Source organism: Allobosea sp. R86505, assembly GCF_042466375.1.
Classification (GTDB): Bacteria; Pseudomonadota; Alphaproteobacteria; order Rhizobiales; family Beijerinckiaceae; genus Allobosea.
In genome coordinates this window covers 3573186-3594431 of the sequence record NZ_JAXHPY010000001.1, presented here as the reverse complement: position 1 = coordinate 3594431, position 21246 = coordinate 3573186, and the positions used below count along the sequence as shown (strand labels likewise).

The window sequence follows — 21246 nt, the reverse complement described above, 5'->3', positions numbered from 1 at the left end:
TCCGGGTTCGTCGCTGCGCGACGCCCCGGAATGACAGGTTAGACCAGCGCCTGATCCAGATCGTCGATCAGATCCTGCACGTCCTCCAGCCCGATCGACAGGCGGATCACCTGCGGGCCGGCGCCCGACGCCGTCTTCTGCGCGTCGCTGAGCTGGCGATGCGTCGTCGAGGCCGGGTGGATGACCAGCGAGCGCGTGTCGCCGATATTGGCCAGATGCGAGAACAGCTTGAGCTCGGTGACGAGCTTGACGCCGGCGTCGTAGCCGCCCTTCAGCCCGAAGGTGAAGACCGCGCCAGCGCCCTTGGGCGAATAGTGCTTGGCGAGGTCGTGATACCTGTCGCCGGGCAGGCCGGGATAGCTGACCCACTCCACCGCCGGATGCTTCGAGAGATGCGTCGCAACCGCCAGCGCGCTCTCGCAATGGCGCTGCATGCGCAGCGGCAGCGTCTCGATGCCGGTCAGGATCATGAAGGCGTTGAAGGGCGAGAGCGCCGGGCCCATGTCGCGCAGGCCGAGCACGCGGGTCGCGATGGCGAAGGCGAAATTGCCGAAGGTCTCGCCGAGCACCATGCCGTTGTACTCCGGCCGCGGCTTGGAGAGCATCGGGTAGCGGTCGTCGCCGACCCAGTTGAACGAGCCGCCATCGACGATGATGCCGCCGATCGAGTTGCCGTGCCCGCCGAGGAACTTGGTCAGCGAATGCACCACGATGTCGGCCCCGTGCTCGAAGGGGCGGATCAGATAGGGCGTCGCCATGGTGTTGTCGACGATCAGCGGGATGTTGTGCTTGCGGGCGATCTTGGAAATGCCGGCGATGTCGACGATCACGCCACCCGGATTGGCGATGGATTCGATGAAGATCGCCTTGGTCTTCGGCGTCACGGCGGCGGCGAAGGCATCCAGATCGTCGGAATCGGCCCAGATCACGTTCCAGCCGAAGTTCTTGTAGGAGTGGTTGAACTGGTTGATCGAGCCGCCATAGAGCTTCTTGGCGGCCACGAACTCGTCGCCGGGCTGCATCAGCGCGTGGAAGCAGAGGAACTCGGCCGCATGGCCCGAGGCGACCGCGAGCGCCGCCGTGCCGCCCTCGAGCGCCGCGACGCGCTCCTCCAGAACCGCGTTGGTCGGGTTGCCGATGCGGGTGTAGATGTTGCCGAAGGCCTGCAGCCCGAACAGCGAGGCGGCATGATCGACATCGTCGAAGACGAAGGAGGTCGTCTGGTAGATCGGCGTGGCGCGCGCGCCGGTGGCCGCATCGGGCGCGGCGCCGGCATGGATGGCGAGCGTATGGAAACCGGGTGCGCGGTCGGTCATCGTCTACTCCCTGCGATCTTCTGAATGCGAGACATTGCGTTCGTTTTATCGAACGCTCCCGGCAGCGTCAATTCACGGGGCGCGCAGACCCTCACGTCCCCGGGCGGTGGATCGTCAGCTTCTGGAAGCCCTTGCCGGCGAGCACCGGCTTCTTCGACGACAGGATGCGGGAGTTGATGCCCTGCCAGCCGATCTCGCCCGAGAGCCGGCCGTACTCGATCTTGGGGCAGCGGTTCATGATCACGGTGAGGCCCTTCGCCTCAGCACGCGCCGCCGCCTCGTCATTGCGCACCGAGAGCTGCATCCAGATCACCTTCGGCAGCGGCTCGAGCGTCAGCGCCTCGTCGGTGAGCGGCCCGGCGGCTTCCGAGTTGCGGAAGATCTCGACCATGTCGATCGGGCCGGGGATGTCCTTCAGCGACGCGTAGACGGTCTTGCCCAGCAGCGTCTGGCCGGCGAGGCCGGGATTGACGGGGATGACGTCATAGCCGCGGTCGAGCAGGTATTTCGTCACGATCCAGGAGGGCCGCGCCTCGCTGGCCGAGGCGCCGACCAGCGCAATGCGCTTGGTGTCCTTGAGGATCTGGCGGATCTGGGCGTCGGGATAGGCGTCGTGGGACATGGAAAAGGCTCTGATCCGGCAAGGAGAGGCGCGGGGACCCCTCTCCCGTGTGGGAAAGGGGCAGGGGTGAGGGCCGGACGGCAAACCAGTGAAACGATAGCGGGCTGGGGCAGAAATCTGGTCCAGGGGCCGACACCTCACCCCTGCCCCTCTCCTTACAGGAGAGGGGTTCCTCGCGCCTACCCCTCCCAGACTGGCGCACGCTTTTCCACGAAGGCCCCGATGCCTTCTTCGGCATCGCGCGCCAGCATGTTCTCGACCATCACCGCCGAGGCGTGGTCGTAGGCCGCCGCCAGGCCCATATCGCGCTGCTCGTAGAAGGCGCGCTTGCCGATGCGGATCGTGCCTGAGGATTTCGAGGCGATCACGCCGGCGAGACGCTTGGCCTCCGCCAGCGCGCTGCCGGCCGCCACCACGCGGTTGACCAGCCCCATCCGCGCGGCCTCGCCGGCGGGGACCATTTCGCCCAACAGCAGCATCTCCATGGCGTGTTTGGCGGCGAGGTTGCGCGTCAGCGCCACCATCGGCGTCGAGCAGAACAGGCCGATATGAACGCCCGGCGTGCAGAAGCGCGCGCCCTCTCCCGCCACGGCGAGGTCGCAGCTCGCCACCAACTGGCAGCCGGCCGCCGTCGCCGTGCCCTCCACCGCCGCGATCACCGGCTGGGGCAGGGCGGTGATCTGCTGCATCACGCCCGAGCAGCGCCCGAGGATGTCGGCGAAATAGGCCCGCCCGTGATCGGGATCGGTGCGGTGCGCGCTCATCTCCTTGAGGTCGTGGCCGGCGCAGAAGACCGGGCCTTCGGCCGCCAGCACGACCGCCTTGACGCTCCGGTCGGCGGCAATGGTGGTGAAGCTCTCGGCCAGCGCGGCCAGCATCGCCTCGCTCAGCGGGTTGCGCGATTGCGGCCGGTCGAGCGTGAGGACGGCGATGCCCTCGCTGTCCTCGCGCCGCAGCGCGGGCGCGGCCTCGGGGCGGGCATGGGCGTTCATGGCGGTGACCTCGGCGTGTCCGTGAGCGTTTGCCTGTGCGTTTTGCCGTATTGTCCGCCGCGCTCCCCCATGCTGCAAGGGGCATCGCCTCACCGCAGCCTGTGCCGGACCGCCCGAGATGACCCTGCGCGACACCACGCCCCGCATGAACGCCGCGCAGCTCGAGGCCTTCCTCGACGAGGTCTTCCCGCAGCTCCATCTCGGCGGGCGCACCTATTTCGTCGAGGAGGTCGGGCCGATGAGCGCCCGCATGCGCTGCGACTACCACGAGAAGCATCTGCGCCCCGGGGGCACGATCTCCGGCCCGACCATGATGGCGCTGGCCGATCTCGCGCTCTATGCCGCGATCCTCGGCCAGATCGGCCCGGTCGCGCTCGCCGTCACCACGAGCCTGTCCTTCAACTTCCTGCGCAAGCCGGCGCCCGCCGCACTGATCGGGGAGGCGCGGCTGCTCAAGCTCGGCAAGCGGCTGGCGGTCGGCGAGGTCTCGCTCTATTCGCAGGGCGAGAGCGAGATGGTCGCCCATGCGACGGGAACCTATTCGATTCCGGTGGAGCGCTGAGGTCAGCGCGGCGTCATTCTCGGGCCTGACCCGAGAATCTCTGGCCTGAGATGCTCGGGTCGAGCCAAAGCATGACGAGCCTCGACTGCGGTATCTTGATACCGTTTTCGGCATTACTCTGAAAACAATGCGTTTTTCGGGATCTCGTGCGCTCAGTAGCGCTTGACACAGCTCCCGCCAGCCCCTATCCCCCGCTCACATCGCCGCCGGTCCTCCGGCGGCTTGTCCTTTTTTCAACGCTCCGAAGGGTGCCCGCGATGAAGACCATCTCGCTCAAGCCCGCCGATGTCGAAAAGAAGTGGGTTGTGATCGACGCCTCCGGGCTCGTCGTGGGTCGTCTCGCCGCGGTTGTGGCGTTGCGTCTGCGCGGCAAGCACAAGGCGGCCTACACCCCCCATGTCGACTGCGGCGACAACATCATCGTCATCAACGCCGACAAGGTGGTCCTGACTGGCCGCAAGCGCGACCAGAAGGTGTATTACCACCACACCGGCTATGCCGGCGGCATCAAGGAGCGTTCGGCCAAGTTCATTCTCGAAGGTCGCTTCCCTGAGCGGATCGTCGAGAAGGCCGTCGAGCGCATGCTGCCCCGCGGCCCGCTCTTCCGCCAGATCCTCGGCAATCTGCGCGTCTACAAGGGCGCCGAGCACCCCCATGCGGCCCAGTCGCCGGAGGCGCTCGACGTCGCCGCGCTCAACAGCAAGAATGCGAGGGTCTGACCATGGCCGAGGTTCTTCAGTCTCTCGAGCAGCTCGGCCAGGTCGCCAAGACCGCGCAGCCGGATGCTCCCGTCCACGTCAAGAAGGTCGATGCGCAGGGCCGCGCCTATGCCACCGGCAAGCGCAAGAACGCCATCGCCCGCGTCTGGATCAAGCCCGGCACCGGCAAGATCACGGTCAACACCCGTGACCAGGAAGTGTACTTCGCGCGCCCCGTGCTGCGCATGGTCCTCCAGCAGCCGCTGCAGCTCGTCGATCGCCTGACCCAGTACGACGTCGTCGTCACGGTCAAGGGCGGCGGTCTCTCCGGCCAGGCCGGCGCGGTGCGCCACGGCATCTCCAAGGCCCTGACCTTCTACGAGCCCGAGCTTCGCGGCCCGCTCAAGAAGGAAGGCTTCCTGACCCGCGACTCGCGCGTCGTCGAGCGCAAGAAGTTCGGCAAGGCCAAGGCCCGCCGCAGCTTCCAGTTCTCGAAGCGCTGATCGTTTCCAGACTGTCCGATATGTGGAAAGGGCGGCTCGCAAGAGCCGCCCTTTTCGTATTCTCTGTCCCTTCGTCATCGCGAGCGCAGCGAAGCGATCCAGGATCGTGCGCTCGGCCTTTGTCTGGATTGCTTCGCTGCGCTCGCAATGACGGGTTCGGCACCGCTCGAGGAGAGACACCATGACCGCCGCCCGATCCGTTCTCCTCGTCACCGGCGGCAGCCGGGGCATCGGCGCCGCCATCTGCGTGATGGCCGCTCAGCGCGGCTATGACGTCGCGGTGAACTACCAGAGCGCGGCAAAGGCCGCCGCCGAGGTCGTCGCGGCCTGCGAGGCGGCCGAAGCGAAGGCGGTCGCGCTGCAGGGCGACATGGCCGTGCAGGACGACATCGCCCGCGTCTTCGCGGAAGCGCAGGCGGCGCTGGGCCCGCTCACCCATGTCGTCAACAATGCCGGCATCACCGGCCCGGGGAGCAAGCTCGCCGAGGCCGACCCGCAGACCATCCGCACCTGCATCGACGTCAACGTCACCGGCGCGATCCTGGTGGCGCGCGAGGCGACGCGTGCGCTGCTCGCCAATCGCGACGCGAAGGGCAGGGCCATCGTCAACATCTCCTCGATCGCGGCCGGGCTCGGTTCGCCCGACGAGTTCGTCTGGTATGCGGCCTCCAAGGGCGCGATCGACTCCCTGACGCTGGGCATGGCGAAGGAGCTGGCGCCCGCCGGCATCCGGGTCAATGCGGTGGCGCCGGGCATGACCGAAACGGAGATCCACGCTCTGTCCTCGGGCGAGCCCGGCCGCGTCGCCCGCATCGCGCCCTCGATCCCGCTCAGGCGCGCCGCCCAGCCCGACGAGGTCGCGGAGGTCGTGCTCTTCGCCCTGTCGGAGGCGGCGTCCTATGTCGTCGGCTCGATCCTGCGCGTCGGCGGCGGGCGGTAGGACAGCGTGCGCGTCATGGTCGGGCTTGACCCGACCATCTCTTGCAAGAGATTCTCGGGTCTGCGCTTCGCTGCGCCCGAGAATGACGGCAGGGTGCCGCTGTCTCGCTGGCGTCTCTGCCGCTTCGTGCTAAATCGCCCCATGCGCGTCCTCCTGATCCTCATCGCCTTCGGCATGGTCGCCGTGCCCGCCCTGCTCGCGCTGGCCCGCCGCGATCTTCCGCGCGGGCGACGCATCGCCAATGCGCTTGTCATCTTCCTGGCGCCGGCCATCGCGCTCGGTCTGATTCATGGCGTCCCGGAGCTGGATGGGCGTGCGCTGCGGAACCCGGTGGCCTGGACGACGCTGCGGCTGGTGCTCTCGGGCCTCGCCCTGATCCTGCCCTGGTGCCTCTATGTCTGGCTGGTGGGGCGCCGCCCGTGATGAGGGGAGCGTCGCGATGACCGAGCAGGCCGGTCCGGGTTCGATCGACCACGCCTTCACCGGCGAGCGCCGCGGCGGCGCGGCCGACCCGACCTATGCCGGAGCGCTGTCCTTCATGCGGCGGCGCTATGGCAAGGACGTCGCCGGCTGCGATCTCGTGATCTGGGGCGTGCCTTTCGATCTCGCCGTGACGAACCGGCCCGGCGCCCGCTTCGGCCCGCAGGCGCTGCGCCGCGCCAGCGCGATCTTCGACGGCGACCCGCAATACCCCTCCGGCCTCGATCCCTTCGCGCATCTGACGGCGGTCGATTATGGCGACTGCCTGCTGCCGCGCGGCGACCTGCCGGGCTGCGCCCGCGCCATCGAGAGGGAAGCCGCCGGCATCCTCGCCTCCGGCGCGCATCTGGTGACGCTGGGCGGCGACCATTTCGTCACGCTGCCGCTGCTGCGCGCCCAAGTCGCCCGCCATGGCCGGCTCGCGCTGATCCAGTTCGACGCGCATCAGGACACCTGGGATGACGGCGTCGGCGCCATCGGCCACGGCTCCTTCGTGCTGGAGGCGGTGCGCGAGGGGCTGATCGACGTCGAGCGCTCGATCCAGATCGGCATCCGCACCGTCGCGCCGCGCGATGGCGGCATCGAAATCCTCGACGCCTACACCGTCCACGAACGCGGTGTGGCGGGAACGCTCGCGCGGATCCGCGAGCGGGTCGGGGAGGGACCGGCCTATCTCACCTTCGACATCGACGCGCTCGACCCCGCCTTCGCGCCGGGCACGGGCACGCCGGTCTCGGGCGGGCTGTCGGCCGAGCAGGCGCTGCGCCTGGTCTGGGGCCTGCGCGACCTCGACATCCGCGGCATGGACCTCGTCGAGGTCTCGCCTCCTTACGACCATGCGGACATCACCGCGATCGCCGGCTCGACCCTGGTGCAGCACCACATCCAGGCGCTGGCGCTGAAGAAGGCCGGTTGAATCGGACCCGTGCCCGCGACGGCACGGTTTTTTGGCCATCCGCGCCGGTGCGCCCGCGGCGCCCGACGATGCGCCCGGCACAGCGGCAGCCGCTCATCCCTCGCGGGAGAAATGGCGCCGCAGCAACTCGGCGAAGTGCTTCGTCGTCGGCGAACGATCGGGCTCGCATGCATGCAGGAACAGGGCGACCTTGCCCAGCGCCGGAAGACCCACGGCGTCCGCCACAGGTCGCAGATCATCGCAGATCAGGTCGCTCGCCAGCGGTGCGACGCCCAGACCCGCAGTGAGAGCCGCCTTCAGGCCGCCCAGGCTCGGCGTCGTATAGCTGATGGTCCAGTCCGCGCCGGCGGCCTGGAGGGCCGAGAGCGCGAGATCGCGATAGGCACAGGGGTCGGGGAACAGCACCAGCCGCCAGGGGGATGCCGGCACGGCTTTGCGCCCTGCCACCCACACGACCTCGTGCCTTGCGAGCAGCTCGCCGCCGCCATCGTCGGCCGGCCGCTTGGTCAGGGCGAAATCGAGGCCGCCATCGGCCACCATCGCCAGCAGGGACCGGCTGCTGGCGACATCGACGCGCAGTTCGACCGACGGATGGGACTGTGCAAACGCGGCCAGCAGCGCCGTGAACCCGCGCCCGCTCGCGAAGTCGTCCGACATGCCGAGCCTGACGGTCCCGGCCAGCTGCCTCTCGGCCAGGCGAAAGGCCGCGGCCTCATGCAGGCGCAGGATCGAGCGGGCATCCTCGGCGAAACGTTCCCCGGCCGCCGTCGCGGCGACGCTGCCGCCGCGACGGCGCGCGATCAGGCGATGGCCCGCCTGCGCCTCGAGCCGGCGCAGATGGCCGCTGACGGTCGATTGGGTGGCGTGCAACTGGTGGCTCGCCTTGGTGAACCCGCCCTGGTCCAGAACGGCCAGGAAACTGCGCAGAAGGACGGGATCGAACATGTCGCTGACTATCGCGAAAATCACTTACTAGGCAATCCATAATCCATTTTCACGTTTCATGGCGGCGACATAAGGCTTCCCGGGTGCCCTGGGAGCCGAGTGATCATGCCGTCCTTCGTCGTCGATACCCCGACCCTCTCGATCGCCTGTGACGTGACGGGCCCCGAGGACGGCCAGCCGGTGATCCTGCTGCATGGCTGGCCGGACGACGCCCGGACCTGGGACCGAGTCACGCCGGCGCTGCACGCGGCCGGGTGGCGCACCTATGTCCCTTTTCTGCGCGGCTTTGGCCCGACGCGGTTCAGGGCCGGCGTGGCGCAGCGATCAGGCCAACTCGTCACGCTCGCCCTCGATCTGCTCGATCTCGCAGAAACGCTCGGGCTCGCCCGGTTTGCCGTCGTCGGTCATGACTGGGGCGCGCGTGCCGCGTATATGGCGAGCGTGCTGGCGCCCGACCGCATCACCCATTGCGCGGCCCTGTCGGTCGGCTGGGGCACCCAGGCCGCCGACCAGCCGCTGTCGCTGCAGCAGATGCAGAACTACTGGTATCACTGGCTGATGGCGACCGAACGCGGCGCAAGGCTCGTCGAGGACGAGCGGCTCGCCCTGACACGCCACATCTGGACGATCTGGAATCCGGGATGGACCGTGCCGGAGCCCGACTTCGCCGCGACGGCGACCTCGTTCGACAATCCCGACTGGGCCGCGATCACCCTGCATTCCTACCGGGTTCGCTGGGGCCATGCCCCAGGTCACGAGGCCTTCGACGCGATCGAGCGCCGCATCGCGGGCGAACCTGTCATCCATGTGCCGACGCTGACGCTCCATGGCGGCAGCGATCCCTGCAACGAGCCGGCGACCTCGTTGGGCAAGGAGGCGCTGTTCGCGGCCGGCTACCGCCGCGTGCTCCTGGACGGCGTCGGTCATTTTCCGCAGCGGCAGCGGCCGGATCTCGTGCTCGCCGAACTCGTTCCCTTCCTCGGCAGCTAACCCCGGGGCCGCGCCCCATCCCGGACATTGACAGCGCTGCCTCCCTCCCTCATATCCCGCTCATGACCATGAGCCTGTCCCGACGTCGCACCGCACCGGCCGCCCTTGCGCGACCGCGATGACGCTCGGCCTGCAGCCCGACTGTCCGCGACCGCGCCCGGAGCGCGGTTTTTTTATGCCCGAAGCCGGCCAAGCATCTTGAGCCGATCCCCCAGACGCCTTGCGAGGGTCCGATGAGCCAGAACCCGAAATCCATCTTCATCGACGGCGAAGCCGGAACCACCGGGCTCGGCATCCGCGATCGCCTGGCGGCGATGGCGGGCGTCGTCGTCCGCAGCATCGATCCCGAGAAGCGCAAGGACCCAACTGCTCGCCAGGAGATGATGGCGCAGGTCGATCTCGTCGTGCTCTGCCTGCCCGACGACGCCGCCAAGGAATTGGTCGCGCTCGCCGACGCGCTGGGGGCTAAGTCCCCCAAGATCGTCGACGCCTCGACCGCCTATCGCGTCGCGCCCGACTGGGTCTACGGCTTCGCCGAGCTGGAACACGGCCACGCCGCCACCATCGCCAAGGCCACCCGCGTCTCGAACCCCGGCTGCTATCCCACCGGCGGCATCGCGCTGCTGCGGCCTCTGGTCGATGCCGGCTTCATCCCGCAGGACCATCCCGTCACGATCAATGCGGTGTCGGGCTATTCGGGCGGCGGAAAGAGCATGATCGAGGCCTATGAGGCCGGCACGGCGCCGGCCTTCGAGCTCTATGGGCTCGGCCTCAAGCACAAGCACCTGCCCGAGCTGCAGCAATATGCCCGGCTGTCGCGGCGGCCGATTTTCATCCCCTCCGTCGGGAATTTCCGGCAGGGCATGCTGGTCTCGGTGCCGCTGCATCTCGACACGCTGCCGGGCAAGCCCAAGGCGGCCGATCTCGCCGATGCGCTGGCCGAGCATTACGCCGGCTCAACCTATGTCTCGGTCGTGCCTGCAGCGCAGGCCGGCGGCAAGCTCGAGCCGCAGGCGCTCAACGACACCAACAAGCTGGAATTGCGGGTCTTCGGCGACGACGATCTGCGCCAGGCCGTGCTGGTCGCGCGGCTCGACAATCTCGGCAAGGGTGCGTCGGGCGCCGCCGTGCAGAACATCCGGCTGATGCTCGGCCTGCCGGAGAAGTGAGCCGGCGCCCTCGGGCGGTGCTAACAAAAAAGGGCCGCGCGAGCGGCCCTTTTCCAATTGAGGAGGGGCGTCTCAGCCCTGATAGGCCTTGAAGTGCTGCTGCTGCTCGCCGAGGCCCTCGATACCGAGCTTGACGACCTCGCCGCCCTTCAGGAAGCGCGGCGGCTTGAAGCCGAGACCGACGCCGGGCGGCGTGCCGGTGGTGATGACATCGCCCGGATCCAGCCGCATGAACTGGCTGATATAGTGGACGAGATAGGCGCAGCCGAAGATCATCGTCTTGCTCGAGCCGTTTTGGACGCGCTCGCCATCGACTTCGAGCCACATGGCGAGGTTCTGGACGTCCTTGACCTCGTCCGTCGTCACCAGCCAGGGGCCGAGCGGGCCGAAGGTCGGGCAGCCCTTGCCCTTGGCCCACTGGCCGCCACGCTCGATCTGGAACTCGCGCTCCGAGACGTCGTTGCAGACGGCGAAGCCCGCGATCGCGGCCATGGCCTTGTCTTCCGGGATGTAGGAGCCGCCGTCGCCGATGACGATGGCGAGCTCGACCTCCCAGTCCGTCTTCTTCGAGCCCTTGGGGATGATGACGTCGTCATTCGGGCCGACGATGCAGTTCGGCGCCTTGTTGAAGAGAATCGGCTCCTTCGGGATCTCGGCGCCGGTCTCGGCCGCGTGGTCGGCGAAGTTGAGGCCGACCGCGATGAAGTTGCGGACATCGCCGACGCAGGCGCCGATGCGCGGCGCGCCGTCGACCTTGGGCAGCGTCTCGGGATCGATCGCCCGAATTTTCGCCAGCGAGCTGGACGTCAGGGCCTTGCCGGCGAGGTCGGGGATGGTGCCCGAGAGGTCGCGCAGGACGCCCTTGGCGTCGAGGAGACCGGGCTTTTCGGCGCCCGCGGCTCCGAAGCGTAGCAGTTTCACGTCGTTTCCCCCGTTTCAAACGATCTAATTGGGGCGCGATCCTGACAAGAGGCCGGGCCGAAAGACAAGTCCATTCGCGCGCATGGCGTGGCTGCGGCCAGCGGCCGGGCCGGATGTTGCGGGAATGCCACTCCCACCGTCAAAGCGGATTGCCTCTCTGTTGGGCTGGATTGCTCCGATACGAACCAGAAACCGAAAAACCGGCGATAGTTCTTATATAAACGATATCTTTGACGGCGGCGCGGAGCCGGCAACATGAATTATCGTCGATTTCGCGTGATTTCCGCGGTTGCCCAAGCGTCAGAAAGCGGGGCAGGCGGGAAAACGGCACGTTCGCGGCGGGATTGCGGCGGGAACCGCCTCACGGCATGCTCGGATTCGAGCGGGGCCTTGCGCCCCGAAGAAACAGTCAGACGGGATGGATTCCATGAAGGGCATCGTTCGCACAGCCGCCGTGGCCACGGTTTCGATGGCGGCGCTCCTCGCCGCCGGCGTCGCCCAGGCCGGCTCCTTCGCGATCCGCAGCGGCCAGAGCGCGGAAGGCCTCGGCATGGCCTATGCCGGCGCGGCCTCGGGCGGCATCGGCATGGGCGCCATGGCCTGGAACCCGGCGACGATCACCATGTTCCCCGGCCGCAACAGCCAGTGGAACTTCACCTATCTCAACGCCAGCGCCGCCTATGACCCGACCTCGGCGACCCGGCTCGGCTCGCCGGTGGGCCCGCTGAGCCCGATCCAGAACGGCTCCGGCAACATCGGCGGCGACGGCGCCTTCATCCCGGCCTCCTATTCGGCCTGGCAGCTCACCGACCGGTTCTGGGTCGGCCTGACCACCGGCGCGCCTTTCGGCCTGCGTTCCAAGGCCGACAATCAGGTCTATGCCGGCCAGGTCTATGGTCGCTCGGCCACGCTACGCACGATCAACGTCTCGCCGACGATCGGCTACAAGGTCAATGACTGGCTCTCCTTCGGCGCGGCCTTCCAGGTGCAGTACCTTAAGGCGAACCTGAAGAACGCCACCGGCGCCACCCTGCCGGCCGCGATCGGGCCGTTCGCCCCGAACCAGATCCTGAAGGGCGACACGATCGACTTCGGCTTCCGCGTCGGTGCGACGCTGACGCCGCGCGAGGGCACGACGATCGGTATCGCCTACCGCTCCTCGATCCACCAGACGCTGGAGGGCACGATCTCGACGGTCGCCGGCGTCGCCCCGATCAAGGCCAATCTCAACCTGCCGGACTCGGTGGTCTTCGGTGTGTCGCAGGTCATCAACGACCAGTGGCAGGCCCATCTCGGCGTCGAATGGACGAACTGGAGCCGCTTCCGCCGCATCCCCATCGTCAGCCAGATCAGCGGCCTGCCGATCTCGAGCCTGAACTTCGTCTATGACGACAGCTGGTATTTCAGCGGCGCGCTCGAATACAAGTACAACCGCGACCTGACGCTGCGCGCCGGTATCGCCTATGAGCTGTCGCCGGTGAACGACACCAACCGCACCGTCTTCATCTCGGACAATGACCGCCTCTGGCTCTCGGCGGGTGCGAGCTACCAGGTCTCCGAGAAGCTCAAGCTCAACCTCGGCTACACCTACATCCATGTGAACAAGGCCAAGGTGAACTATGGCGGCACCCATCCGCAGCAGGGCCCGGTCTTCTTCGCCGCCGAGGCCAAGCCCTATATCCACATCGTCTCGGCCGGCCTGACCTATCGCTGGGACAACCCGGCCCAGACCATCCCGGTTCAGCCGGCGATTCGCAAGTTCTGAGCGGCCGACCAGCGCCTCACGCGAAAGCCGGCCCTTGCGGGCCGGCTTTTTTGTTGGCGAGTTTTCCGGGCGGCGAGGTCGGGAAGGGCAGACAGGCCGAGTTCAGGCCTTCTTCAGCACATAAGTCCCCGGCGCATCGGCCAGCGCCGGCAGCTTGCCCGCTCCCGGCACCCGCGCCTTGACGCGCCTGGGCGCCTGCGCCTCGACCCAGGAGAACCAGTGCGGCCACCAGGAGCCCGGATGCTCCTGCGCCGCCCCGATCCAGTCCTCATAGGTCCCGCGCGGCGGGCCGCCGGTCCAGTACTGGTACTTCACCTTGCCGGGCGGGTTGACCACGCCCGCGATATGGCCCGAGCCCGCGACGATGTAGTCGACCGGGCCGCCGAAGCACTGCGAGCCGGTGAAGACCGAGCGGGCCGGGGCGATGTGGTCCTCGCGGGTGGCGAGGTTGTAGATCGGGATCGTCACCTTCTTGAGATCGAGCCGCTGGCCGCCGATCACCATCTCGCCCTTGGAGAGCTTGTTCTCGAGATAGCAGTTGCGCAGATAGAAGGAGTGGTTCGCCGCCGGCATCCGCGTCGAATCCGAGTTCCAGTACAGCAGGTCAAAGGGCGTCGGCGCCTTGCCCTTCAGGTAGTTGTTGACCGCATAGGACCAGATCAGATCGTTGGGCCTCAGCATGTTGAAGGCACCCGCCATGCGCGCGCCGTCGAGATAGCCGCTCTTGGTCATCTGCTCCTCGACCGCCCGGATCTGCTCCTCGTCGACGAAGACGGACAGTTCGCCGGCCTGCGCGAAATCGACCTGGGTGGTGAAGAAGGTGGCGCTGTCGATGCGCTTGTCCTTCATCGCCGCCATATAGGCCAGCGTGACGCCGAGCAGCGTGCCGCCGACGCAATAGCCGATGGCGCTGACCTTCTTCTCAGCCGTCGCCTGCTCGATCGCATCCAGCGCCGCGAAGATGCCCTCCCGCATGTAGCTCTCGAAATCCTTCGCCGCGTGCCGCTCGTCCGGGTTGACCCAGGAGATGCAGAACACGGTGAGTCCCTGGGCGACCGCCCAGCGGATGAAGCTCTTCTCGGCGTTGAGATCGAGGATGTAGAACTTGTTGATCCAGGGCGGCACGATCAGGAGCGGGCGCTTCAGCACGGTATCGGTCGCGGCCGCGTACTGGATCAACTCGATGATATCGTTGCGGAAAATGACCTTGCCTGGCGTCGAGGCGATGTTGACGCCGATCTTGAAGGCGCCCGGATCGGACTGGCGGATCTTGAGTTCGCCGCGGCCGGCCTCGATATCCTCGGCCAGCATCTTCATGCCGCGCACCAGATTCTCGCCGTTCTGCTTCAGTGTTTCGCGCAGCAGTTCGGGATTCGTCGCGACGAAGTTGGAGGGCGAGAGCGCGCTGGCGATCTGCTTGACGTAGAAGCGCGCCTTCTCGCGGGTGTGGGGATCGAGGTCCTCGGCCTGGTCGACCATCGTCTCGGCCCAGCGTGAGCCGATCAGATAGGCCTGCTTGACGAAGTCGAACATCGGATGGGCCGACCAGTCGGGGTCGGCGAAGCGGCCGTCGCGCTTGTCCGGCTCGATGACGGGCGTCGCCTCCTCGCCGCTGGCCCGCTTGAGCATCGTGCTCCACAAGGTCAGGAAATCGCCGGTCAGCGAGGCCTGCGCCTCAATGATCTTGCGCGGGTCGGAGACCCATTTCTCGGCGACGCGGCCCAGCGTCTTGACCATTTCGCTGGCCTCATCGGCCTGACCGCCCTTGGCCTCGCCGCGCTCGATCGGTTTGAGATAGGCGGCGGTGACCTTGCCGTATTCCTCGACGAGGCGGCTCATGTTCTGGGCGAAGGCGTCGAGATCGGGCGCCGGCATCTCGGCCGGGCCGGTCGTATCCCCGGACGTCTCCCCGGCTCGCCGGTCCATCGCGTTCTCCCCGTCGCACGTCTTCTCTGGGGATGCTGTCTGCTCCCCATTTTGGTCCTATTAAGGACGTAACGGATATCGACTACAAAGAGAATTCCGCAACGCGCCGGATCGACCCATGCCGCAAGCCCGACACCAGTCCTCGCCGCTCCTGCCCATGCTGATGGTCGCGGGCTGGGCGCTCGCCGCGGCGGGCTGCGCGGGCGAGGCCGGCAAGAGCGTCGCCGAGGCGGCCGGGATAGCCACCACCGCCGCCGAGCCCAAGCCCTTCGTGCAGGAAACGCGGCCGGCGAACACGGCTTATCTGCCGGTCGGCACCTCGTCTTCGGAGTTACCCTTGTGCAAGGCGCATACGGGCCCGGTTGAATTGACGTCGGCAACGGATACCGACCTCTTCGGCCGCCCCGTGATCGTGCCGCGCAAGCCGCCCCCGCCATGCAAGCCGCGCGCCGAGTTCAAGGCGATCGAGGCCGAACTCGAGGCCCAGCGCGCCGCCAACGAGGCTGCCGGAACCCAGGCCAAGACGCTCGGGTCCACGCCCGCCCCCAAGCCCGCGACGCTGCCGACCAACTGAGCAGGCCCGCGTGACCTCGCCATCGACGCCTCGCGTCCGGCGCCGATTGAATCTTGCGTTTTTTGTCTCCTCGTGACCAAAGATGCCGCGAGAGGCGCGCTGCGCGCAACGATCTGAATCGCCAGGGGAGGGCCCGGCACCGTTTGGGGTGTCGCCGCACGTCCTCCCGAAGACAAGGATGCCGGCCCGCCCGGCGAAGGAACCGTTCGAATGGCCGATTTTCACCGCATCAAGCGCCTGCCGCCCTATGTTTTCGAGCAGGTCAACAAGATCAAGGCCGCAGAACGCGCCAAGGGCGTCGACATCGTCGATCTCGGCATGGGCAATCCCGATCTGCCGGCGCCCAAGCATGTCATCGAGAAGCTGGTCGAAACCGCCGGCAAGCCGCGTACCGACCGCTACTCGGCTTCCAAGGGCATCGGCGGCCTGCGCCGGGCCCAGGCGCATTATTATGAGCGCCGCTTCGGCGTGAAGCTGAACCCCGACACCCAGGTCGTCGCGACGCTGGGGTCGAAGGAGGGCTTCGCCAACATGGCGCAGGCCATCACCGGACCGGGAGACGTCGTGCTCGTCCCCAACCCGAGCTACCCGATCCACGCCTTCGGCTTCCTGATGGCAGGCGGCGTGATCCGTTCGGTGCCGGCCGAGCCCACGCCGGCCTTCTTCCCGGCGCTCGAGCGGGCGATGATCCATTCGGTGCCCAAGCCGATCGCGCTCGTCACCTGCTATCCCGCCAACCCGACCGCCTACACCGCTTCGCTCGATTTCTACCGGGACCTTGTCGCCTTCGCAAAGAAGCACGAGCTGATCCTGCTCTCGGACCTCGCCTATGCCGAGGTTTTTTTCGACGAGAACGACCCGCCGCCCTCGATGCTGCAGGTCCCGGGCGCGATGGACGTCACCGTCGAGTTCACCTCGATGTCCAAGACCTTCTCCATGGCCGGCTGGCGCATGGGCTTCGCGGTCGGCAACGAGCGGCTTCTGGCGGCGCTCGCCCGCGTGAAATCCTATCTCGACTATGGCGCCTACACGCCGATCCAGGTCGCGGCGGCGGCGGCCCTCAACGGTCCCGATGACTGCATCCGCGAGATGCGCGACATCTACCGCAAGCGCCGCGACGCGCTGGTTGAGAGCTTCGGCAAGGCCGGCTGGGAGTTCCCGGCGCCGGCGGCCTCGATGTTCGCCTGGGTGCCGATCCCCGAGAAGTTCCGGCATCTCGGCTCGCTGGAGTTCTCCAAGCTCCTGATCGAGAAGGCCGAGGTCGCGGTCGCGCCGGGCATCGGCTTCGGCGAGCATGGCGACGACTATGTTCGCATCGCCATCGTCGAAAACGAGCAGCGCATCCGCCAGGCCGCCCGCAATGTCGGCCGCTTCCTGAAGACGGCCGACGATCGACTGCACAACGTCATCCAGATGCCGAAGGCGGGGTAGGGGGCGCGCAACGCGTCATTGCGAGCGCAGCGAAGCAATCCAGAAGCTGCAGGGCTCGAGGGCCCCTGGATTGCTTCGTCGCTTCGCTCCTCGCAATGACGGTAAGGGCTGCGCCGTTGGACTGGACCGCGACCCCGAAACATGGGAACCCGTCGCCACGGACGTGTCCGTCCGGAATGGGGCTTCCACGCGCGATGATCAGCAAAGGCCGTCTGCTCGCCGGTGGCGTGGTTCTCTTCGCGCTGGTCTGCCTCCTCAGCACCTTCGATTTCTCGCGGGGGCGCGTGCCCGAGACGAGCTCGCCGCTGATTTCGGACGTGCTCGCCGCGACCACCGCCCGCGAATGCGGCCGCGACGCCACGGAGGTGGTCTCCCGGCATCTGCCGCCGGGCATCGAGCAGGCGGCGGCTGAGAAAATCCTCGCCGAGGCCGTGATCGTACCGCCGCGGCCCTGGTTCTGGACGCCCGTCAACGAGTCCGCCACGACCTGGAACGGGGACACGCTGGAAGCGCTGCGCACCATCAAGATCACCGCCTTCGGCACCAATCTGCTGCGCATCCACATGACCTTTGGAGAGGGCAAGCTGCGTCGCCTGGCGGCCGAGGTCGTCTGCCGGTTCGACTAAACACGTCCTGCCGTGGTCAAATCGCCCCGGTATATTGGCCGCGAGCCGGGTAGTCGTTCTTGATGACGAAATCGAGCGCCTGGACCATCTCCGCGAAGTTCGGCCGGACGAACGGCATTGATTGGACGGAGAGATAGTACACGGTCCGGTCCGGCCGAAGCAGGAAGACGCCTGGTTCGGAGAACAAGGCCGGCTCTTCGATGCCGATCGATGTGGTTCCGCGCGATGTGGAGATGTAAAGGCCCCAGTCGCGTGCGTCGCTGAGGCTGAGGTCGTAGCCGACAGGCAATTGGGACGCCCCGATCTTCTCTGCCATCAGCGCCGCACGATCGGCGCCATCACTGCTGACCGCGATGGTCTCGACGCCGCGCGCCACGAACTCCGGCGTCAGCCTTTCGAGTTCCTTCAGATAGTTGGCACAGATCGGGCAATGCAGCCCACGGTAAAAACAGATGAGCGTGAACCGTTCGGGAGAACGGGTCGCGAGGTCGAACGACCCATGAGCCACCGTCTCCAGGACAAGGGCGGGTGCAGTCTGGCGTGGATAGAGCATCTCGAACTCCGATGGCTTGTGAGGAGGTTGCGACCGTGACAGGTTATCGATCATGGCAGGTTCGAAAAACGTGATCGAGAGTTCGCTGGAGTCGCAGGACCGTCTGTCGGTATTCTTCCATCTGTTCGCGCTGTCAGTGGTGCCACTGGCGGCTTCGGACGGCCGCTCGGCCAATCTTCTGATCAGTCAAGACGCAGATGGTTCGGCTTGGCTTGTGCTCGCGGCCCGGGGCGGCTGCGAGCTTGGACCGGGCGTGCGGGCTTCGGCGCGCATCGACTTCGAAAGCCTCGTCAACCCTTTGATGCGCGCTTTACCCGACATGATGAAGGTGCCGCTGCATGATAATCCGGCCTTGGCGACAGTCGCCGATGCGTTCGCGCGAGAATGCGGCGGCGGACGCTGCGGCGCGCCGCTTGCTGCCGACTATCTCGGCCGTCTGCTCCTGTTGATGGCCCTTCGCCATGCCATCGAGAGCGGCGTGGCTGATGCCGGCCTCCTTGCGGCCCTTGGACATCCTCATCTCTATCCGGCACTGGTCGCGATTCATCAAAATCCGGAAAGGCAATGGCGTAGCGGTGATTTGGCTGGATTGGGTGGCATTTCGCGGACCCAGTTCATGACACTGTTCGCAAGGATCGTCGGCACAACGCCCATTGCGTATCTGAATAGCTGGCGCCTCGCGCTCGGCCGGCGAGAATTGGAAAAGGGTGCTCGGATCAAGACCGTGGCACGGCAGGTCGGTTATGGCAGCGCCGCTGCGTTCTCGCGGGCCTATGCGCGCGCATTCGGGCACGCGCCCATCGTTGCCCGGAACCAGACTTCGTGACGGTAGTGGCGAGGCTTCGCCGTTGACTCGGCCGGCCCCCTCATGCGACGCCGCCGCCATGACCAGCGCCTCTGCCCAAACCCCCGCCACCTCCCTCCGCATCGGCCTTGCCGGGCTGGGAACCGTCGGCGCCTCGGTGCTGCGCATCCTGCGCCGGCAGGAGAATGCACTGAGCGAGCGCTGCGGCCGCGCCATCCGCGTCACCGCCGTCTGCGCCCGCGACAGGACCCGTGATCGCGGCGTCGATCTCGGCGGGCTGACCTGGTTCGACGATCCCGTCGCCCTCGCGCGCTCGCCCGAGATCGATTGCCTGGTGGAACTGGTCGGTGGTTCCGAGGGGCCGGCCAAGGCCGCCGTCGAGGCGGCGCTGTCGGCCGGCAAATCGGTCGTCACCGCCAACAAGGCCCTGCTCGCCCATCACGGCGTCGCGCTCGCGACGCTGGCGGAGGAGAAGGGCGTCGCGCTCGCCTTCGAGGCCTCCGCGGCCGGCGGCATTCCGATCGTCAAGACGCTGCGCGAGGCGCTCGCCGGCAACAATGTGACGCGGCTCTATGGAATCCTCAACGGCACCTGCAACTACATCCTCTCGCGCATGGAGATGGAGGGGCTGACCTTCGAGGCCTGCCTGAAGGACGCGCAGCGCCTGGGCTATGCCGAGGCCGACCCGACCTTCGACGTCGAGGGCTACGACACCGCCCACAAGCTCGCGATCCTGACCAGCCTCGCCTTCGGCACGAAGATCGACGCCGAAGCGATTCATGTCGAAGGCATTTCCTCGATCACCCCGCTCAACCTGAAGATGGCCGACGAACTCGGCTACCGGATCAAGCTGCTCGGCGTCGCCGAGCGGACCAAGGCCGGCATCGAGCAGCGGGTGCACCCGACCATGGTGCCGAAGTCGTCGGCGATCGCGCAGGTGATGGGCGTGCTCAACGCCGTCACGGTCGATGCCGATGCGGTGCGCGAACTCACCCTCGTCGGCCCCGGCGCCGGTGGCGACCCCACCGCGTCGGCCGTCGTCGCCGATATCGCCGACATCGCCCGCGGCAGGGCGGAGCTGCCTTTCGGCCTGCCGGTGGCACGGCTCGAGACCGCGGCGCGCACGCCGATGCAGCGCCATGAGGGCGGCTATTATGTCCGCCTCTCGGTGGTCGACCGCCCCGGCGCCGCGGCCGGCATCGCCACCCGCATGGCCCAGGCCGACATCTCGCTGGAGAGCATCGTGCAGCGCCGCTCGGCCGCCGCCGCGGCGCAGGACCCGGCCGGCCGCTCGGGCACGCCGGTGCCGGTCGTGCTGATCACCTACGCCACGAGCGAGGCCGCGATCCGCTCCGCCCTCGAGCAGGTTTCCGCCGACGGCCACATCGCCGAACCGCCGCAAGTCATCCGGATCGAACGGGAGTAGGCTGCTCGCGTTGTCATTGCCGTGACCGCTCGCCGCCGACCGCAAAACCAAAGGGAACCGCTCATGTCAGAAGACCTTCGCATCGCCCCCTCCCAGATCATCGAGCGCTATCTCTCGATGGAACTGGTGCGCGTCACCGAGCGCGCGGCGGTTTCGGCGGCCCGTCTGCGCGGCCATGGCAACGAGAAGGCGGCGGACCAGGCGGCGGTCGACGCGATGCGCCGCGAGTTGAACCGCCTGCCGATCGACGGCGAGATCGTCATCGGCGAGGGCGAGCGCGACGAGGCGCCGATGCTCTTCATCGGCGAGAAGGTCGGCACGCGCCAGGGGCCGAAGGTCCATATCGCCGTCGATCCGCTCGAGGGCACGACCCTCTGCGCCAAGGACATGCCCGATTCGATCGCCGTCATGGCGATGGCGGAAGCCGGCAAGCTGCTCAACGCTCCTGACGTCTACATGGACAAGATCGCGATCGGCCCGGGCTATGCCCGCGGCGTCGTCGATCTCGACGCGTCGCCCACCGACAACATCCATGCATTGGCCAAGGCCAAGGGCGTCAAGCCGAGCGAGATCTCGACGCTGATCATGGACCGCCCGCGCCATGCCAGGCTGATCGAGGAGGTCCGCAAGACCGGCTGCTCGATCCGCCTGATCACCGATGGCGACGTCGCCGGCGTGATCTACTGCACGGAGCCGCACAAGACCGGCATCGACCTCTATCTCGGCATCGGCGGCGCGCCCGAGGGCGTGCTGGCGGCGGCGGCTTTGCGCTGCGTCGGCGGCCAGATGCAGGGGCGCCTGATCCTCGACACCGAGGAGAAGCGGGCGCGCGCCCTGACCATGGGCATCACCGACCCCAACAAGAAATACAGCATGGAGGAGATGGCCTCGGGCGACACCATCGTCTGCGCCACCGGCGTCACCGATGGCGGCATGCTCAAGGGCGTGAAGTTCGGCAAGGACGTCATCGAGACCGAGACCATCGTCTATCGCTCGATCACCGGCACGGTGCGCCGCATTCATGGCGAGCACCGCGACTTCGGGAAGTTCAAGCTCGACTGAGCCGGGGGCCATAACGATCGGCGA

22 protein-coding genes are annotated in these 21246 nt (G+C 67.3%); 15 read left to right on the top strand and 7 right to left on the bottom strand.

The features are described from left to right. Positions 1-38 precede the first annotated feature (38 nt). The 3 genes from SJY11_RS17265 to SJY11_RS17255 form a co-directional block, all read right to left on the bottom strand. Positions 39-1316, bottom strand: a complete 1278-nt coding sequence (locus SJY11_RS17265) for an O-acetylhomoserine aminocarboxypropyltransferase (RefSeq protein ID WP_376987998.1) — start codon at positions 1314-1316, stop codon at positions 39-41. A gap of 91 nt (positions 1317-1407) precedes the next feature. Beyond that, positions 1408-1938, bottom strand: coding sequence for a CoA-binding protein (locus SJY11_RS17260; RefSeq protein WP_376987996.1), 531 nt, complete (start codon positions 1936-1938; stop codon positions 1408-1410). A 179-nt stretch (positions 1939-2117) separates the two neighbouring features. Beyond that, positions 2118-2930 carry an enoyl-CoA hydratase gene (locus SJY11_RS17255; RefSeq protein WP_376987995.1) on the bottom strand — a complete coding sequence of 271 codons (813 nt, stop codon included), beginning with the start codon at positions 2928-2930 and terminating at the stop codon, positions 2118-2120. A gap of 118 nt (positions 2931-3048) precedes the next feature. Here SJY11_RS17255 and SJY11_RS17250 point away from each other — a divergent pair, with 118 nt between their 5' ends. From SJY11_RS17250 to speB, 6 genes are all read left to right on the top strand, one after another. After that, positions 3049-3492 (top strand): PaaI family thioesterase, encoded by a 444-nt coding sequence (locus SJY11_RS17250; protein WP_376987994.1) that lies wholly within the window; start codon positions 3049-3051, stop codon positions 3490-3492. Between the two features lie 257 nt (positions 3493-3749). Next, a complete protein-coding gene (gene rplM / locus SJY11_RS17245) occupies positions 3750-4211 on the top strand; it encodes a 50S ribosomal protein L13 (protein ID WP_054207811.1) in 462 nt (153 codons plus the stop codon). 2 nt (positions 4212-4213) lie between these two features. Further along, on the top strand, positions 4214-4693 hold the full coding sequence (rpsI, locus tag SJY11_RS17240; RefSeq protein ID WP_326911832.1) for a 30S ribosomal protein S9: 480 nt from the start codon (positions 4214-4216) through the stop codon (positions 4691-4693). A gap of 181 nt (positions 4694-4874) precedes the next feature. Further along, positions 4875-5633 (top strand): SDR family oxidoreductase, encoded by a 759-nt coding sequence (locus tag SJY11_RS17235; RefSeq protein ID WP_376987993.1) that lies wholly within the window; start codon positions 4875-4877, stop codon positions 5631-5633. Positions 5634-5774: 141 nt separating this feature from the next. Continuing rightward, complete coding sequence (locus SJY11_RS17230) at positions 5775-6056, top strand: hypothetical protein (RefSeq protein WP_376987992.1); 282 nt, start codon at positions 5775-5777, stop codon at positions 6054-6056. 16 nt (positions 6057-6072) lie between these two features. Then, the gene (gene speB / locus SJY11_RS17225; protein ID WP_376987991.1) at positions 6073-7029 is read left to right on the top strand and encodes an agmatinase; all 957 of its coding nucleotides are present in this window, start codon (positions 6073-6075) and stop codon (positions 7027-7029) included. A gap of 93 nt (positions 7030-7122) precedes the next feature. On the opposite strand, the gene SJY11_RS17220 is transcribed toward speB, so the two are convergent. Beyond that, complete coding sequence (locus SJY11_RS17220; protein WP_376987990.1) at positions 7123-7974, bottom strand: LysR family transcriptional regulator; 852 nt, start codon at positions 7972-7974, stop codon at positions 7123-7125. A 105-nt stretch (positions 7975-8079) separates the two neighbouring features. Here SJY11_RS17220 and SJY11_RS17215 point away from each other — a divergent pair, with 105 nt between their 5' ends. Beyond that, positions 8080-8964, top strand: a complete 885-nt coding sequence (locus SJY11_RS17215; protein ID WP_376987989.1) for an alpha/beta fold hydrolase — start codon at positions 8080-8082, stop codon at positions 8962-8964. A 233-nt stretch (positions 8965-9197) separates the two neighbouring features. Further along, a complete protein-coding gene (gene argC / locus SJY11_RS17210; protein ID WP_376987987.1) occupies positions 9198-10133 on the top strand; it encodes an N-acetyl-gamma-glutamyl-phosphate reductase in 936 nt (311 codons plus the stop codon). A 72-nt stretch (positions 10134-10205) separates the two neighbouring features. On the opposite strand, the gene SJY11_RS17205 is transcribed toward argC, so the two are convergent. Further along, positions 10206-11054 (bottom strand): fumarylacetoacetate hydrolase family protein, encoded by an 849-nt coding sequence (locus SJY11_RS17205; protein ID WP_326911838.1) that lies wholly within the window; start codon positions 11052-11054, stop codon positions 10206-10208. 427 nt (positions 11055-11481) lie between these two features. Between SJY11_RS17205 and SJY11_RS17200 the strand changes: the two genes are divergently transcribed. Beyond that, positions 11482-12819 (top strand): OmpP1/FadL family transporter, encoded by a 1338-nt coding sequence (locus tag SJY11_RS17200; RefSeq protein WP_376987986.1) that lies wholly within the window; start codon positions 11482-11484, stop codon positions 12817-12819. Positions 12820-12921: 102 nt separating this feature from the next. On the opposite strand, the gene phaC is transcribed toward SJY11_RS17200, so the two are convergent. Then, positions 12922-14694: a class I poly(R)-hydroxyalkanoic acid synthase gene (phaC, locus tag SJY11_RS17195; protein WP_376989357.1), complete on the bottom strand. Its 1773-nt coding sequence runs from the start codon at positions 14692-14694 to the stop codon at positions 12922-12924. A gap of 169 nt (positions 14695-14863) precedes the next feature. On the opposite strand from phaC, the gene SJY11_RS17190 reads away from it, so the two are divergent. The 3 genes from SJY11_RS17190 to SJY11_RS17180 all read left to right on the top strand — a co-directional run bounded on the left by SJY11_RS17190 (position 14864) and on the right by SJY11_RS17180 (position 17376). Then, entirely contained in the window at positions 14864-15319 is a 456-nt protein-coding gene (locus SJY11_RS17190) for a hypothetical protein (protein WP_376987985.1), read from the top strand. 210 nt (positions 15320-15529) lie between these two features. Then, a complete protein-coding gene (locus tag SJY11_RS17185) occupies positions 15530-16750 on the top strand; it encodes an LL-diaminopimelate aminotransferase (RefSeq protein WP_376987984.1) in 1221 nt (406 codons plus the stop codon). 194 nt (positions 16751-16944) lie between these two features. Then, positions 16945-17376 (top strand): hypothetical protein, encoded by a 432-nt coding sequence (locus tag SJY11_RS17180; protein ID WP_376987983.1) that lies wholly within the window; start codon positions 16945-16947, stop codon positions 17374-17376. Positions 17377-17392: 16 nt separating this feature from the next. Here SJY11_RS17180 and SJY11_RS17175 read toward each other — a convergent pair whose 3' ends face one another. Then, a complete protein-coding gene (locus tag SJY11_RS17175) occupies positions 17393-17929 on the bottom strand; it encodes a peroxiredoxin-like family protein (RefSeq protein ID WP_376989356.1) in 537 nt (178 codons plus the stop codon). Between the two features lie 52 nt (positions 17930-17981). Between SJY11_RS17175 and SJY11_RS17170 the strand changes: the two genes are divergently transcribed. From SJY11_RS17170 to glpX, 3 genes are all read left to right on the top strand, one after another. Further along, positions 17982-18755: a helix-turn-helix transcriptional regulator gene (locus SJY11_RS17170; RefSeq protein ID WP_376987982.1), complete on the top strand. Its 774-nt coding sequence runs from the start codon at positions 17982-17984 to the stop codon at positions 18753-18755. A gap of 58 nt (positions 18756-18813) precedes the next feature. Beyond that, the gene (locus tag SJY11_RS17165) at positions 18814-20160 is read left to right on the top strand and encodes a homoserine dehydrogenase (protein WP_376987981.1); all 1347 of its coding nucleotides are present in this window, start codon (positions 18814-18816) and stop codon (positions 20158-20160) included. Positions 20161-20223: 63 nt separating this feature from the next. Beyond that, positions 20224-21222, top strand: coding sequence for a class II fructose-bisphosphatase (glpX, locus tag SJY11_RS17160; protein WP_376987980.1), 999 nt, complete (start codon positions 20224-20226; stop codon positions 21220-21222). Positions 21223-21246 lie beyond the last annotated feature (24 nt).

Coding starts and splice junctions, on each gene's coding strand:
- SJY11_RS17265 (WP_376987998.1), bottom strand. CDS start 1,316: ATGACCGACCGCGCACCCGGTTTCCATACGCTCGCCATCCATGCCGGC.
- SJY11_RS17190 (WP_376987985.1), top strand. CDS start 14,864: ATGCCGCAAGCCCGACACCAGTCCTCGCCGCTCCTGCCCATGCTGATG.
- rpsI (WP_326911832.1), top strand. CDS start 4,214: ATGGCCGAGGTTCTTCAGTCTCTCGAGCAGCTCGGCCAGGTCGCCAAG.
- SJY11_RS17200 (WP_376987986.1), top strand. CDS start 11,482: ATGAAGGGCATCGTTCGCACAGCCGCCGTGGCCACGGTTTCGATGGCG.
- SJY11_RS17230 (WP_376987992.1), top strand. CDS start 5,775: ATGCGCGTCCTCCTGATCCTCATCGCCTTCGGCATGGTCGCCGTGCCC.
- SJY11_RS17215 (WP_376987989.1), top strand. CDS start 8,080: ATGCCGTCCTTCGTCGTCGATACCCCGACCCTCTCGATCGCCTGTGAC.
- SJY11_RS17175 (WP_376989356.1), bottom strand. CDS start 17,929: ATGCTCTATCCACGCCAGACTGCACCCGCCCTTGTCCTGGAGACGGTG.
- SJY11_RS17220 (WP_376987990.1), bottom strand. CDS start 7,974: ATGTTCGATCCCGTCCTTCTGCGCAGTTTCCTGGCCGTTCTGGACCAG.
- argC (WP_376987987.1), top strand. CDS start 9,198: ATGAGCCAGAACCCGAAATCCATCTTCATCGACGGCGAAGCCGGAACC.
- rplM (WP_054207811.1), top strand. CDS start 3,750: ATGAAGACCATCTCGCTCAAGCCCGCCGATGTCGAAAAGAAGTGGGTT.
- phaC (WP_376989357.1), bottom strand. CDS start 14,694: ATGCCGGCGCCCGATCTCGACGCCTTCGCCCAGAACATGAGCCGCCTC.
- SJY11_RS17235 (WP_376987993.1), top strand. CDS start 4,875: ATGACCGCCGCCCGATCCGTTCTCCTCGTCACCGGCGGCAGCCGGGGC.
- SJY11_RS17165 (WP_376987981.1), top strand. CDS start 18,814: ATGACCAGCGCCTCTGCCCAAACCCCCGCCACCTCCCTCCGCATCGGC.
- glpX (WP_376987980.1), top strand. CDS start 20,224: ATGTCAGAAGACCTTCGCATCGCCCCCTCCCAGATCATCGAGCGCTAT.
- SJY11_RS17180 (WP_376987983.1), top strand. CDS start 16,945: ATGATCAGCAAAGGCCGTCTGCTCGCCGGTGGCGTGGTTCTCTTCGCG.
- SJY11_RS17255 (WP_376987995.1), bottom strand. CDS start 2,930: ATGAACGCCCATGCCCGCCCCGAGGCCGCGCCCGCGCTGCGGCGCGAG.
- SJY11_RS17170 (WP_376987982.1), top strand. CDS start 17,982: ATGGCAGGTTCGAAAAACGTGATCGAGAGTTCGCTGGAGTCGCAGGAC.
- SJY11_RS17250 (WP_376987994.1), top strand. CDS start 3,049: ATGACCCTGCGCGACACCACGCCCCGCATGAACGCCGCGCAGCTCGAG.
- speB (WP_376987991.1), top strand. CDS start 6,073: ATGACCGAGCAGGCCGGTCCGGGTTCGATCGACCACGCCTTCACCGGC.
- SJY11_RS17185 (WP_376987984.1), top strand. CDS start 15,530: ATGGCCGATTTTCACCGCATCAAGCGCCTGCCGCCCTATGTTTTCGAG.
- SJY11_RS17260 (WP_376987996.1), bottom strand. CDS start 1,938: ATGTCCCACGACGCCTATCCCGACGCCCAGATCCGCCAGATCCTCAAG.